11 protein-coding genes are annotated in these 14937 nt (G+C 60.2%); 5 read left to right on the top strand and 6 right to left on the bottom strand.

From position 1 onward, the window contains the following. Positions 1–62: 62 nt before the first annotated feature. The 3 genes from cysD (at position 63) to KCQ76_RS03860 (ending at position 3474) form a co-directional block, all read left to right on the top strand. Positions 63–989 (top strand): sulfate adenylyltransferase subunit CysD, encoded by a 927-nt coding sequence (gene cysD / locus KCQ76_RS03870; RefSeq protein ID WP_221914793.1) that lies wholly within the window; start codon positions 63–65, stop codon positions 987–989. Then, positions 989–2386 (top strand): sulfate adenylyltransferase subunit CysN, encoded by a 1398-nt coding sequence (locus tag KCQ76_RS03865; RefSeq protein ID WP_046203574.1) that lies wholly within the window; start codon positions 989–991, stop codon positions 2384–2386. The genes cysD and KCQ76_RS03865 overlap by 1 nt, the downstream gene beginning before the upstream one ends. Before the next feature lie 62 nt (positions 2387–2448). Beyond that, positions 2449–3474: a sirohydrochlorin chelatase gene (locus KCQ76_RS03860; RefSeq protein WP_052722151.1), complete on the top strand. Its 1026-nt coding sequence runs from the start codon at positions 2449–2451 to the stop codon at positions 3472–3474. 91 nt (positions 3475–3565) lie between these two features. Here KCQ76_RS03860 and KCQ76_RS03855 read toward each other — a convergent pair whose 3' ends face one another. After that, the gene (locus KCQ76_RS03855; RefSeq protein ID WP_046203575.1) at positions 3566–4933 is read right to left on the bottom strand and encodes an FAD-dependent oxidoreductase; all 1368 of its coding nucleotides are present in this window, start codon (positions 4931–4933) and stop codon (positions 3566–3568) included. A gap of 448 nt (positions 4934–5381) precedes the next feature. Here KCQ76_RS03855 and pta point away from each other — a divergent pair, with 448 nt between their 5' ends. Together pta and KCQ76_RS03845 are read left to right on the top strand one after the other, a co-directional pair. Next, positions 5382–6932: a phosphate acetyltransferase gene (pta, locus tag KCQ76_RS03850; protein WP_046203576.1), complete on the top strand. Its 1551-nt coding sequence runs from the start codon at positions 5382–5384 to the stop codon at positions 6930–6932. A 24-nt stretch (positions 6933–6956) separates the two neighbouring features. Then, positions 6957–8204 (top strand): acetate kinase, encoded by a 1248-nt coding sequence (locus KCQ76_RS03845; protein ID WP_046203615.1) that lies wholly within the window; start codon positions 6957–6959, stop codon positions 8202–8204. Positions 8205–8273: 69 nt separating this feature from the next. Here the strand turns inward: KCQ76_RS03845 and KCQ76_RS03840 are convergent, their stop codons facing one another. From KCQ76_RS03840 to KCQ76_RS03820, 5 genes are all read right to left on the bottom strand, one after another. Then, on the bottom strand, positions 8274–8489 hold the full coding sequence (locus KCQ76_RS03840; RefSeq protein ID WP_046203577.1) for a hypothetical protein: 216 nt from the start codon (positions 8487–8489) through the stop codon (positions 8274–8276). Positions 8490–8714: 225 nt separating this feature from the next. Continuing rightward, the gene (locus KCQ76_RS03835) at positions 8715–9533 is read right to left on the bottom strand and encodes a L,D-transpeptidase (RefSeq protein WP_046203578.1); all 819 of its coding nucleotides are present in this window, start codon (positions 9531–9533) and stop codon (positions 8715–8717) included. Positions 9534–9682: 149 nt separating this feature from the next. Then, the gene (locus tag KCQ76_RS03830; protein ID WP_046203579.1) at positions 9683–12178 is read right to left on the bottom strand and encodes a serine/threonine protein kinase; all 2496 of its coding nucleotides are present in this window, start codon (positions 12176–12178) and stop codon (positions 9683–9685) included. Next, entirely contained in the window at positions 12175–13182 is a 1008-nt protein-coding gene (locus KCQ76_RS03825; protein ID WP_231725352.1) for a glutamate ABC transporter substrate-binding protein, read from the bottom strand. Before KCQ76_RS03825 ends, KCQ76_RS03830 begins: the two co-directional genes overlap by 4 nt. 101 nt (positions 13183–13283) lie before the next feature. Next, positions 13284–14765 carry a GlnX family signal transduction membrane protein gene (locus KCQ76_RS03820; RefSeq protein WP_052722152.1) on the bottom strand — a complete coding sequence of 494 codons (1482 nt, stop codon included), beginning with the start codon at positions 14763–14765 and terminating at the stop codon, positions 13284–13286. Positions 14766–14937: the final 172 nt, after the last annotated feature.

Here is a 14937-nt window from a genome sequence, read left to right as displayed (position 1 = left end):
ATCCGCTAACTGCACCCCACACAACCCCCACACCCCACACAACCCCACAGTTAGGAAAACCCATGACAACAGCCGCCCCGACGCGCGTCGCGTCCTCCTTACCTGCACATTTAGCGCTACTTGAAGCAGAAGGCATCGACATTATCCGACAAGCCGCCGGCCAAGCCGACCGCGGCGCAATCTTGTTCTCCGGCGGCAAAGACTCCGTCGTCGTCCTCGAACTTGCCCGCCGCGCATTCGCCCCGGCGTCGATCCCCTTCGAACTCCTCCACGTCGACACCGGCCACAACTTCCCCGAGGTCCTCGCATTTCGCGACGCGATCGCCGCTCGCCCCGGCGTCACCCTTCGCGTCGCTAAGGTTCAAGATTGGATCGACCGCGGCGAACTCCACGAGCGTCCCGACGGCACACGCAACCCGCTCCAAACCGTCCCTCTCGTCGAGACTATTGAAAACCAGGGTTACGACGTCGTCCTCGGTGGAGCACGTCGCGACGAGGAAAAAGCCCGCGCCAAGGAACGTGTGTTTTCCGTCCGTGATTCATTCGGCGGGTGGGACCCACGCCGGCAGCGCCCCGAACTGTGGGGCATCTACAACGCAAAAGTGCAGCCCGGCGAGAATGTCCGCGTTTTCCCCATCTCCAACTGGACGGAGGCCGACGTCTGGGACTACATCGACGCGCGCCACCTCAAACTCGCCCCCATTTACTACGCCCACCAGCGCAAAGTGTTCAACCGCAACGGGATGTGGCTCTCACCCGGTGAGTGGGGTGGCCCGCGCGACGGCGAAGAGATCGTCACGAAAACCGTCCGGTACCGCACAGTCGGTGACATGTCATGTACGGGAGCGGTCGAGTCCGACGCCCGCACCAACGCCGACATTATCGACGAAATCCGCCGCTCCACCACGACCGAACGCGGCGCCACCCGCGCAGATGACAAATTGTCCGAATCCTCCATGGAGGACAGGAAGAAAGATGGGTACTTCTGATGTCTCACACCACAACTGCCACGCTCGACACCGTTGCCGACGAAACCCGCGCCGAAGCCTCCACCGCCCCCGCCCCAACCAACAACGAGCTCCCCACGGTCCGGCTCTGTACCGCGGGTTCCGTTGACGATGGCAAGTCCACCTTCGTCGGCCGCCTGCTTCATGACACGAAATCGATCCTTAGCGATCAGTACGAAGCCGTTCAGCGCTCGTCGGAGGCCCGGGGCTTGGCGGAGGCGGACCTCTCGCTCTTGGTCGACGGCCTCCGCGCCGAGCGCGAGCAAGGCATCACCATCGACGTCGCCTACCGCTATTTCGCTACTGACCAGCGCAAATTCATCCTGGCGGACTGCCCCGGCCACGAGCAGTACACGCGCAACACCGTCACCGGGATGTCCACCGCGGATGTCGTCATTTTGCTTATCGACGTGCGCAACGGGGTGGTCCGCCAAACTAACCGACACGCGACAGTCGCGGGCCTGCTCGGCGTCCCGCATGTCGTCGTCGCCGTCAACAAAATCGACCTGGTCGACTACGACGAAACCACCTTCCGCACCATCGAGGACCAGGTTGCAGCACTGGCCGACCGCGCGCACCTCAACGACGTCCGTGTCGTCCCGATCTCCTCGCTCAAGGGCGACAATGTGGTGGAACGGTCCGCCCGAACGCCGTGGTACACCGGCCCCAGCATCGTCGAAATATTAGAAAACATTGACGACGCCGCTACAGTCGATAACGCCGCTGACCAGGACCTTCGCTTGATGGTGGACTACGTTATCCGCGACCACGACTCTGAATATCGAGGCTTCGCCGGCCGGATTGCGGCAGGTTCCGTCGGCGTTGGTGACGAAGTGACGGTCACAGGTGGTCGCACCGCCCGAATCACAACGCTCAGTATTGCTGGTGATCCGGTCGAGGCGCCGGCCCGCGCGGTCGCCGGCAGCTCCGTGAGCGTTGAACTGGACACGGACATTGACTTATCGCGTGGCGCGCTGATCGCGGGAACGCCGCACCCCGCCGCCACCAACACCGTCGAGGCCACCATCGTCCACACCAGCCAGCGCCCGCTCGTCGTGCGTCGGCGGTTGCTGCTGCGCTACGGTGCGCACACCACGAAAGCCCAATTGTCAGATATTCAAGGCATTATCGACGTCGATTCCGGCGAATTGCTCCCCACGCGGCCCAGCGAATTCAACGACGAACCCGTGACGACGCTGGAATCCAACGAACTCGCCCGCGTCACGATCAAAACGCGCGATGCCATCCCGTTCGAGCCCTACCAGCCTGGCGGCAAAATCGGATCTTTTCTGCTTATCGACGATCAGACGGGCGATACCGTGGCCGCCGGCTTAGTCCTTCCGCGGGAAGCTGAGCAGGCGGATCGGGCGACGGTATGAGAGCCATGAACGTGCTGGTAGACGGGCGTTAGACAAATACGATCGTGAGGGAAGAGGGCACAGTGAACCACTCTGCAACGAAGCGCCCGGGGCCGACACGCTCCGCATTGATTCTGTTGGCCCACGGCAGTCGACATAACCATGTGACGCACGCGCTTCGCGATATTACCGACGCCGTGGCCCGAGAACCTCGCATTGCCGGCCGTTTCGGGGTTCACATGGCGTTTTTGGATCACGCCGAGCCTGACCTCGTGCAGGTGAGCACCCGGCTGGCCGAGCGCGGTTACGATCGCGCTGTTGTCGTGCCACTTTTGTTTACCGATGCTTTCCACTCGCGTGTCGACGTTCCCGCACAGGTGAAGGAAGCGCAGGACGCCTCTGGACTGACGATGTCCATCGCGCGAGGTCTGGGAACTGGTGGCGATCTGGCTGCAGTGTTGGAGCAGCGTTTTAGCCGGTTGGTCCCTGAGGAGTCGAACTCGGGGAGTGAGCGCAATGCTGATAGCGGGGCTTCGGCGGTGTTCGGTGGGCAATCAAAACGGGCGTCCGAAAGTGCGCTAGCCTCGGTTGTGACGCCTACCCCTGTAATCCGCGTCCTTTACTCCGTGGGCAGTTCTGATCCCGCGGCCAACGATGCAGTCAGCCGTCTAGCTGCGAGTATTGGCGCCACCTCCGTGGCTGCAACGGGTGAACATCCGAAGGGTGTCGCCGCTATCGACCACATCGTGAGCCACCATGGCGGCACTAACCACGGGGAGTCAGAACAAGGAAAACTCGCGACACTACCGACGGCCACGCAACTGGGCGCATCATCCGTCGATCCTCTAGTTGTAGTCCAGCCCTTGTTTGTGGCACCTGGAAAACTGTGGGCGATGGCAACCAAAGAACTAGCCCATAGGCAGGGAAAATCTCAGTCGCTCGAAACGCAACCCTTGCACCAACGCCTGAGTTTCAGACGAGGCGATGCTGCCAAGACGCGTAGCCATTCATCTTCACCTTCCGACGCCCCGGGCGTCAGGTTCCGATGCGGGTCTCCGCTTGGGGTCGATTTAGTACCGATGATCGCAGATCGGGCGTGCTCAGTGTAAAAATCCCCCGAACCCCACGTGAACTGGCCCCAGCGCTTCAACCCATGTGCCCCCGGTGCTTCATCATGTACGAAGCCTGGGGGCTTTACCATTACTCACTCACGCGCGAGTGAACCACCATGTCGTCCCACTCAACAACCTTCTTCCGCTCGCGATCTTCCTTCTCGCCGAGCTCATGCTCGTACGCCTCGAGTGCGTGGTAGCCCTCCCAGGAGGTCACCTCGACACCTTTATCGCGCAGCAACCCCAGCACGGCGTCGGGATCCGTCGTCTCTGGTTCGGTCAGCACGCCATTATCAAGGTCTTCCAGCAGGCAGTCGACGGTTTCGTTCGCGTCGCCCTTCGTGTTTCCGATCAAGCCGACCGGCCCACGCTTAACCCAGCCCGTGGTGTACAAACCGTCGAGAGTTTCCTCCGAACCGGCCTCGCGCACAATGCGTCCAGCGATGTTGGGAATCACGTGGTGTTTGTCGTCGAAGGGGATCTCCTCGGCGGGGTCAGACCGGTACCCGACGGCGTGATAAACAGCCCCCAAATCCCAATCCTTGTATTTCCCGGTGCCGCGGATCCCACCGTTGCCGTCGAGCTCGGTGCGCTCGGTGCGCAACCCGGTGACCTTGCCGTCCTTCGTCAGAATCTCGACCGGCGACTCAAAGAAATGGATATACAGCTTGTGGGGGCGGTCCTCGATCTCACGGATCGCGTACTGCTCCAGAATACTGCACACCATGTCCTGGATCTTGGAACTACGACGAGTCGCCTCAGAGGCCTCGTCGTATTGAATGTCCTCGGGATCCACAATCACCTGGATAGTGGGGGACTTATCCAGTTCCTTGAGCTCCATCGGCGTGAATTTTGCCTGCGCAGGCCCACGACGCCCAAACATGTGGACTTCCGTTGCCTTATTCTTCTTCAGTGCTTCGTACACGTTGTCGGAGATCTCAGTAACGTGCAGCTCGTCGGCAGTTTTGGCTAGCACACGCGCGATATCGACCGCGACGTTACCGACGCCAACAACTCCGACTTTCTCGGCGTGTAAATCCCAATCGCGCTGGAAAAGGGGGTTGCCGTCATAAAAACCGACGAATTCTCCTGCGCCCCAGGAACCGTCGGCACCCTCACCAGGAACGTTGAGGGCACGATCCCCGGTGGCCCCCGTCGCGAAGATGACGGCGTCGTAAAGAGACTGGAGTTCGGAGAGGGTGATGTCCTTGCCGTATTCCACATTCCCGATCAACCGGAGCTCAGGTTTGTTCATCACCTTGTGGAGCGACTTAATAATTCCCTTGATGCGCGGGTGGTCGGGCGCAACGCCATAACGGATAAGGCCAAAGGGGGCTGGCATTTTTTCAAAAAGATCAATGGCGACGTCACCGTCGTATTTCTTCATGAGGGCATCTGAAGCATAAATACCAGCTGGTCCGGAGCCAATGACGGCCACACGTAGAGGTCGATCCATGGACTGAGGTTCTCCTTTTATTGCGATGTAATTTCTATCTTTATTGCGATGCGTTTGTATTCGGATTCTTTCCGACGAAGGGCCGGGGAACATCGACGTTGTCTTTATATAATTCGCGGAATCGTGAACCGTCGCTCGACGACGACTGAACTCCGCGAATCCGAAACTATACCACTCTGTCTACTTTTGTCGCGGGGTCGGGTACCCCACCTGCTGCCCGTTGGTACGTTACTGCAAATTCATGCCGCGTCAATCCCCGCGAAAGTGGCAAATAGTCGCGAAAGACACACACAAACGGAATAATGAAGGGCATATCCGCATATGTGCCAAACCCCACAAAGGTGAATCATCGGTGGTTCAGCACACGTGCGCCGGAACAGCGAGTAAGCCGAGTAACCAGACTGCGTCATCATCACGTAACGCTGAGTAATTGTGGAGGTTTAATCACATGCCGTGTGCCCTATACATCGACGTCGGAGGAGCTTTCGGACCGTCAGCAGGCGACGCCCTACCAGCACTCCTTCAGGGAAATGTCACCCGAATCATTTCCGGAGAGCCAGAATCACCCGCTGATCCCTCAGCACTTGTTGCCGAGGCAGTAGAGAAAACCTCTCAGGGGAAGGCCTCCGAACAGAAGACCTCCGATGAACAGCAGGGCGCACTCGTTGCCACTGGGGACATCACAGTCGATTCGCGCATCGCGGCCAGCATCGGTGCCCCCGTTGTCCTCCTCTTCCTTACCGACGCCACCCCCGACCCGCTCCGCGTCTCACTCGGCATCTCCACAGCCGAGGGCGAAGGGGCCACGGTCGCCGCCGTCGTCACCCAGGACGGGCAGGCCATCGACGGCGTCCCGTCCAGCATCCCCGTCATCGCAGCATCCGACCAGGCCACACTCGACTCCGCGGTGTCGTCGGCTGTAGGGGAGAGCGATCACCTCGACCCCGTCATCGGTCCGGAAGTGTTCCAACACAACCTCATTGACCAAGCACGAGCCTCCGGAGCGCGCATTGTCCTCCCCGAAGGCGACGACGACCGCATCCTCCGCGCCGCCGACTGGCTCCTCGAACACCACGTCTGCGACCTCACCATCCTCGGCGACCCCGACGACATCGCGGCACGATCCAAAGAACTCGGCCTCAACCTCAGCGATGCCACCATCGCCGATCCCCAAGGCACCGACGACGAATCTGTCGAGCAGGCCGAAAAGTTCGCCGCCACCTTCGCTGAACTGCGGAAAAAGAAGGGCATCACCCTCGACGACGCTCGGGAGACAATGAAGGACATCTCCTACTACGCCACCATGATGATCTACGACGGTCAAGCCGACGGCATGGTGTCCGGCGCCGCGCACACCACCGCGCACACCATCCGACCCGCGCTCCAGATCATCAAAACCGCGCCGGGCTCGTCCGTTGTCTCCTCCATCTTCCTCATGGTCATGCGCGGGAAACTCTGGGCCTTCGGCGATTGCGCCGTGAACCCCAACCCCACCTCCGAACAGCTGGCAGAAATAGCTGTCACCTCCGCGGATACCGCCGCCAGCTTCGGGATCGACCCCCGCGTTGCCCTCTTGTCCTACTCGACGGGATCGTCCGGAGCGGGCGATGACGTCGATAAAGTTACCCGCGCCGTAGAACTGGCACAAAGTAAAGCTGCCGACGCGCCACGCAACGGCAGCCCCATCGCTATCGACGGGCCAATCCAGTTCGACGCCGCCGTCGAGCCCTCCGTCGGCAAGAAGAAAATGCCTGATTCCGACGTTGCTGGGCAGGCCACGGTCTTCGTCTTCCCGACTCTCGACGCGGGAAATATTGCGTACAAGGCGGTCCAGCGCACCGCGAACGCGCTGGCGGTGGGGCCGGTGCTCCAGGGCCTGAACAAGCCGGTCAATGATCTCTCACGTGGAGCGACCGTGCCGGACATTATCAACACTGTGGCCGTCACAGCCGTGCAGGTGGCCGCACAGACCAGCACCCACGATTCCGCACAGTCCTGACCCGCCACAGAGAGAAGCGACATGATGAAGACAAGCGACACATCCACCGCCCCCGAAGCATCGGAAAACCACAATGACGAACTGGTGTTGGTGCTCAACTCGGGCTCGTCGTCGATCAAATTTCAGCTGGTCAACCCGGCTAATCACGCCACCGATGACCCCTTCGTCTCCGGGCTCGTGGAGCAGATCGGTGAGGAAACTGGGCACATCACCATCAAGTACGCAGGGGAGAAGCACACCCGTGAGCTGCCCATTCTCAACCACACCGAGGGGCTCGATGAAGCGCTGAACTTCTTGGACTCACTCGGTGTCGGGCTCTCCACACTGAACCTGGTGGCGTGCGGGCACCGCGTTGTCCACGGCGGGCGCCTGTTTAACAGCCCTGTCCTTATCGACGACGAGGTCGTCGGCCTGATTAGGGACCTTATCCCGCTGGCCCCGCTGCACAACCCGGCCAACGTGGATGGCATCACGGTTGCGCGGAAAATCCTCCCCGACATCCCCCATGTCGCGATTTTCGATACCGCCTTTTTCCACTCGCTTCCGCCCGCAGCGGCTCTGTACCCGATCGACGCCGAAACGGCCATGAACTACGCGATCCGCCGGTACGGGTTCCACGGCACGAGCCACGAGTACGTGTCCCAACACGTGCCCGATCTGCTGGGCAAATCGCCCCACCACGTGAACCAAATTACGCTACACCTGGGCAACGGTGCCTCCGTAGCCGCCATCCGTGGTGGCCACGCCGTCGACACCTCAATGGGAATGACCCCATTGGCGGGCATCATGATGGGCACCCGCTCCGGCGACATCGACCCCGGCATCGTCTTCCACCTCGCCCGCAACGGCATGACCATCGACGAGATCGACGACCTGCTCAACCGACGGTCCGGCCTCAAAGGCATGAGCGGCGTGAACGACTTCCGTGCCCTCCAGGAAAAGATTGACCGCGAAGACCAGGACGCGTGGAGCGCCTACAACATGTATGTGCATTCCATCAGGCGTTTCGTGGGCGCCTACATGCTCATCCTCGGGCGCCTCGACGCCATCACCTTCACGGCGGGGGTGGGCGAGAACCACGCCGGAATTCGCCGTGACACCATGGCTGACCTGGAGAATTTCGGCATCATTATCGACGACGAGCGGAACAACTCGCCGTCCCGCGAAGCGCGTCTTATTTCTTCCGACGAATCCCGCGTGAAAGTTTTTGTCATTCCGACGAATGAGGAATTAGCCATCGCCCGGTATGCCGCGGGCTTCGCCCACCATTAGTGACGACGGGCTTAGCGGCGCGGACGACGAGAGCTTTGGCCCGTGGGCGAGGGCTGCGGATGGCCCCCTCTACGCCCGCGGTGGCGTCTCCGCTGCCGCGTCGGGCTGAGCAGCCCGCCGGTTGAGCGTCCACCGCGCGAATTGGAAAACAGACGCCGCGACGATGAGCCCTGCGAAAAGTCGGTTAGTCCACGACTCGTCGATGTATCCCAGTGCGCGAACGATCAGTAACAGAGCACCAGCGAAGAACATGACGGCTGCGAAGACTTTGTCGTTGTACCGCATCGTCACATGTCACCGTCCAGTTCTCGTCGTTCGAAGTTATCAAAAAGTCCCCGTCGTAACGGGGACTATATGGTGCTACACCAACCACCTAGGTGTCCAATAAGAACACGTCGCAGGTGGCAGGCCGGCTGCGCTCATCGTCGATGCACAAGCCGGCACCGAGGTACTAGAGATATTCACTAAAGATATCCGCTAGCGATATCTAGGCACTAACGGCGACGCTGTTTAGAAGATGAAGACGTCGTCGCCAACTTGGAGAGTATTGAAGTAGTGCTCAGCATCCTGGTGGGAGAGGTGGATGCAGCCTGCAGACTCACGGTTCAGGGAACCCTCGTGGAAGGCCATGCCGGAGTTCGTGAAGTACACCGAGTAAGGCATCGGAGCGTTGTTGAACTCGTGGCTCACTTCGTCCTTCACCTTGCGGAGAACCTTGTGCCAGCCAGGAGTCGTTTCCTGTCCCGGAGCGCCAGCAGTGATGGGAACCGGGCCGTAGGTGATGTTCTTGTGGCCATCGGTCAACCAGGAGCGACGAGCGCCGAGGTTTACGCAAGCCTCTGCGCCATCCTCACAGGGCGCAGTTACTGCATTCTGTTCAGCAGCGCGCTGAGCGGCCTCGGCTTCAGCAGCCTGGCGTGCCTGCTCCTCAGCAGCGCGGGCAGCGGCGTCGCGTGCAGCAGCCTGCTGAGCTTCCTGGTCAGCAATTGCGTTCGGCCAGATGGCGTTGATCCAGCCGTCGACGGTCGTGCGGATCCAGTTAGCAGCGTTCGGGTCTAGCTGCTCAGTGTTCTGGTAGACGCTGTTGCGCCAATCCAGGGCGATGGTCCTGCCGCGGTCCGACGCAGTGCGAGCGAACTCATTGAACTGATCCCGCGCCTGGTTGAGGAAATCCTGCGGGTTCGTCGCCGAGATAGCCGGCAAGTCGTCCGCACGAGCGGGAGCAGGGTTAGCAACTGTGGCGCCGCCCGCGAGAGCTGCGATGGCGGTTAGTGACGCGGCTGCGGAGACGCCGATACGGGTGGAAATTCGGCGATGAGCTTTAGACATAGTGCCCTACTTTAAACGGTTTGACAGGGTTTTCCTACTTGAAACGCATTTTCTAGCATACTCTCTACCAAAATTACACCTGAAAAACCACCCATTGCCGACGCCGATCGGTTCCCGGAAAACACAAAATGTGACGCACAACCTACGCCCTACCACCACGTACGCGGACGAATCGCATTCGCCATATCTACCAGGTGATACCTGTGGCTCGGGTACTGCACACTTCGCGCCATCCGACGCAGATCCGCCTCCACTCCGAGCCGCAAACCACGCACCTCAAAGGGCTGGCCGAACAACGTCGGCACAGTAGCGTGAGTCCTATTCGTCTCTCGCAGCCAATTAAGCCCAGCGGACATGACGGCCACGCGCACTTGCGCCATCCGTGGCTCATTCGTTGGGATCTCATCCAGCCGCTGCGCAGCGTCGATAATCCGCTCCTCAGTCAGATCCTTCGGTGGCCCAGAAATGAGGTGAAGAACTGTCGTCAAGCGGGCCAATCGGTGGTGACGGGACGCCTGCGGAACCTGGTCCAACGCCTCCACAGCCCTCGCAACATCGCCCTCCGCGATGAACTGGCGGGACAAACCAAAGGCCGACGACACCGTGGTCGGGTTGGTCGCCCACACCAGGCCGTATAACCGCGTGGCGTGAAAACGCAGGGCAACGGGGTCGTCGCCGACGGGATCCCACCGATCACCCATGGCTTCAAGAGCGCTATCCGACGGCAACGCGGACGCGTGCCCCAACGTGGCCGCCGCCACTGCCGTCTGCTTGTCCAGCACCGAGGTCATCGATAAACCCTTGGCCTGAAGCCACAATTCCGACGTCGCCGCGATGGCGAGCTTGGCTGCGGGCTCCCCGGGAAGGATGAAAATTACCTTCTCAAAATGCCGCTGTGCCTGTTCGTAATCATTGAGCAGCAAAGCAGTGATTCCGGAATACCATTCATATCGCCAATCTCGGGTGAAAGACGATTCGAATGTCGATAGATAATTATGAGCTTCATCAACAAGCCCGAGATCGAGCATTGCCCTCACAATGGACAGCGGAATTTCCACGCTCTCCGCATACTCAGGCATTTTCATCTTCGCGTACAGCGAATCAATAGCCTCCGAGGGCTCGGCATAGCTGATCGTAGAGAGAATATAAGCACCCGGATCCGTGGCGTCCACCATGGGGACGGGCAGCGCTGCCACCACCTCCGGGGCCGTAATCTCAATGGACCGTTCAATGCCATCGACTAATTGATCAGTACGGAAAACCAAGTGCTTCGTTCCATACGTTGTCCTTTGGGGAGCAAACTGTGAATGTAAATGCGGGAAATGCACCTGATCGCGAACCGCACGAATTTCACGCAGCACACCAGTCAACTGATTCGCCATCGACGACGCCGACGCAAAACGCTTCTCCGGATCCGGATCCGTCGCCCGCAGCAACAAACGATACAGCGACAAGTAGCGGCGAAACACCGGCTCGTTAGTCGGAGTAGGCAAACCGTCCTTATACCGCCCGTCAACCGTCGGCAAATGAACAATAAGCGACGCTAACGTACGGCCAACCGTATAAATGTCACTGCGCACCGTCGGGCCGGTCTCCGTGATCTCAGGAGCCTGGAACCCCGGCGTGCCGTAAATATGCCCGAACGCGCCGATCCCCGTGACCGCGCCCAGGTCGATGAGCTTGACCTGCTCCTCCGTAATGATGATGTTGTCCGGCTTGAGATCGTTATAAACGACGCCGCGTGAGTGCAGATAATCCAGCGCCTCCAGAACCTCAAGCATGTAGCCAATAGCGACGTCGACCGCGAAAAGGCTGTCCCGCTGCTTCTTCCGCTGCGAGCGCAACGACGGCCCACCAACGTACTCCATCACGATGAACCCGCCGGGGGAGCGGTCATCATCGACGAAGTTGTAGATCTTGACGATGCCCGTGTGCGTAATGTCCGCCAGGAACGCGCGTTCGGCGCCGGCCACCGCCCGGTCCTGCTCATTGGCCGTCGCCTTCATCCCCTTGAGGACAACCCACCGATCGGAAACATAATGGTCAATAGCCAGGTAAATCCACCCGACGCCACCGTTGGCGAGTGCCCCCACCACCTCATACTGCCCGGCAACCATGTCCCCCTTGTGCAGTGACGGTGCCTTGGCATCAGTTTCCTTAATCGTGTCGGAATCCATGACGGATTCCCGCGGATCCGTTGGCACGATGAACGGCAACGACACCATCCCATCAGCAACCACTTTTCCGCGCCGGGACGCTGCTCGGCGCTCACGGAATGTGGAGAGCGCGCGCTCCCGGGACGCCCGGCTGGGGTCATGTCCGGCATCGTTCGCGCTCCCACGCGGGCGGGCCACGGTTTTGGCGCTGCCGGGGCCGGCACCCGTTATCTCATTCTCATCATCTGACGACGGTGTATTCGCAGGATTGTCAGACTGCAAGAGTGAACCAATGTCGTTGATGTCGATATCGATTTCATCGTCGTCATCATCGTCTGCGAATGGGTCAAAGGGGACAGCCCGTGTTCCCATAACCGTGGCAGCTCCGGTGGGCTGGCCATTGTCATTGGGCTGATGATTGTCAGCTTCCCGAGCATTGTCCTCGGAATCCTGCCTGGCGTCGCGGGGGATCGGTTCGGAATCTCTCATTGTGGTTCCTCCTGGACGTAGGTGGGTTCGGGTGGAACGCCGGAATTCCCTAGATAGTTGCCTAACCACTTGTCATAGAGACGTTGCCATGTTCCGTCGGATCGGATGCGCATTAGGGTCGAATTGACCTGCCGGACGAGCCCGTCGGTGTTCTTCCCCGGCGTGGATTTCGCGATTCCCACGGCATAGTCGCTGGACCCATACGGCTGGCCCACCAGGTGTGTGTTGGAATCTTGCGCCGCCAGCCCGGAGAGGATGGAGTCGTCGGAAATAATGGCCTGAACTTGGTGCTGCTGCATGGCTACGAGGCAGTCGGACCAGTCATTCGTAAAGAGGAATCGTGAGTGTGGAGCAATGACTTGTGCATTGTGCTGGAAGGTCGAGTCTTTGGTGACACAGACGGTGGCGTCCCGCAGGTCATTGGCGGATTGAATAGGTGAGCTGGTTGACGCCAAAATTCGCGCTTGGGCATGGAGATATGGCGCTGAGAAGGCCACTTTAGATCGGCGTTCGCGGTCGATGGTCATGGTGCGGACGACGATGTCGACATTGCCGTGTTGAAGTGCGTCTACGCGTTCGGCGGAGGAGAGGAAGCGGAAGTCGATTCGTTCGGGATCGCCGAAAATGTCGCGCGCAATTTCACGGGCGAGGGAAACATCGAAGCCTTCGAGATTACCGCTACTGGGGTCTTGAAAGCCGAGAAAATTGAGTGACGACGATACTCCGACAATGATGCGTCCGCGTCGGACGATATCCGGAATGCGCTCCTCGGGGGTGGAGTTATCGGGTGCGAGAGTGGCGTACGTGTCAGCGTCGGCGGCGGTGTGTGGTGTGGGTGTTTGGCTTGTCGGCGTTTCGTTCGGCGGATCGGCATACATTGCACCATCGGGAATGGGGGTTAATGGTGCGACGGAGATATCGATGCCGTTGTGCCCGCGGTGCGAACCGCTGATGTTGGAACATGCCGCAAGCGGAAGAATCGCGAGGGGAATGACGGCGGCCACGATCCAGGGGTGATGGGTGCGCCGAGCGTGGAGGTGTAGTCGGTGGCAGGCGGAGGTGTGTGCTCGGTGTCGGAATGGGGGTGGGGTGTGCGGCAGGCGGATCATGTGTACTCCTGCATACGAGGACGAACGCCGATGAGGACACCAACGACAGAAAGGACGGACAAGATGAGCACCGCGCGGGTGATATTTTGCGAGGTGTCCTGGCTATTTTCGAGGTAGGTCCGCAGGTTGCTGCGGGTGTCTTGGATTAGTGCCCTCAGGGAGTGATCGAGCTGAATGAATTGCCGCTCCGAATTCAAGGTGGACTCATCGCGACCGACGGCGATATTGACGGCCCCGGTGTAATCCCCGCGGCCGATTCGGTTCGCGAGTTCCTGATGCGACACTTTCCACGAATTCGCGGCGACGATTGCGTCGTCGAGGGCATCTGATGGTTTCGTGGTCGACGATGCGTCAGTGTTTTGGTTGTCGTCCGCGTCGTCGAGCGTGCCGTCATCTTTCAGTTGTGTCAGTGTCTTTTGGACGTCGCTTACCGTGGTGGAGAAATCCGCTGACGATTGATCCGCGCTTCGCCGCACCAGCATGAGGGCTTCGTCGGTTCGGGCTTTTTGTGCACTGATGCGGGAGGCGGTTAGCTCGTGGAGGGGGTCGGAGGCGCGGTTAAAGTCCGCGTTCCCCACCGCGACGATGACGATCGATGATATCGCCAGCCAGAACAGTGCGATGGTCATGGCGACGGTGGCGAAGAGCAGACCGCCGTTGAGGCGTCGGTTGGTGAGTGCAGCGAGCCACAATTGCGCGATGATCAGGAGGATGATGGCTGCAAGGAGGCCCGACGCGGGGAACCACATGGGCCGCGTCAGCGATCTGGCTTGGTGACGGACGCGGTCGGAGGTGATGGTGTACAGGCGCGACGCGGCGGGAATGATGGAGTTCTGCATGATGGCGCTGGCCTCGGTGAGGTAGGAGGCGCCAATGGGGTTGCCTTCCCGGTTATTCGTGCGTGCCTGAGCGATGAGCCCCGTGTAGATGGGAAGCCGCTGGTTGACCACCGCGAGGAGCTGGAGGACTTCGTGGTCGTCGGAGTTCGCGCCGGCACCTGCCTCGACGAGCGCAGTCGACGCGGTCTGAATGGCGGTGGTGTAGCGCTCGTCTTCCGATTGGGACCCGACGCCACCTTCAAGGAATCCGATAGTGGCGGTGGAGTCTGCCACGGAAAGTGACCCGTATAGCCGTTGCGCGGCGTTGGAAAGTGGCTCTGTGTTCTTGACCAAGTTGTTTAGTTGGTCTTGTCGGGTTGATGAGGCGTAGGTCAGGGCGCCACCGGCGGCAACGATGGCTATGACCAGGATGGTTGTCATTGCTGTTAGCCGACCTGGAGATGTGCGCAAATAGGCCCACGTTCGGCCAGGGAATTTCAATGCGGGGGCTAGGGCATCGTGAAGGAAGTGCCAGCGGCTTGGCTGTGCATCGGCGTCTTCGGGTTCGAGGGAATCGTCCATGGCGCTGAGCCGGATATGGCTTGCGTCGGAGGAGTGGGATGGGCCGCGGTTGCGCCCTGTTCCTCGTTCTCGTGCCATACGGGCCCCCTACGTGTTGCGCCTGTCGCCAGTTTGTATGCCGTTGTGCTACTTCTTTGCCGATGCGGTACGTTTCCGTCGCTGCAACGTTTCTGTACCGTTGCTCGGCATCGGTGCTCGTGCCGTGTGCGCGATCGTTGTGCTTGGTGGGGAGGCCGGTCGCGCGCCGGTA

The organism is Corynebacterium parakroppenstedtii, assembly GCF_019754935.1.
In the GTDB taxonomy this organism is placed as follows: Bacteria; Actinomycetota; Actinomycetes; order Mycobacteriales; family Mycobacteriaceae; genus Corynebacterium; species Corynebacterium parakroppenstedtii.
Note: the sequence above shows the minus strand (reverse complement) of the source record. Positions and strands in the feature narration are given on the sequence as shown.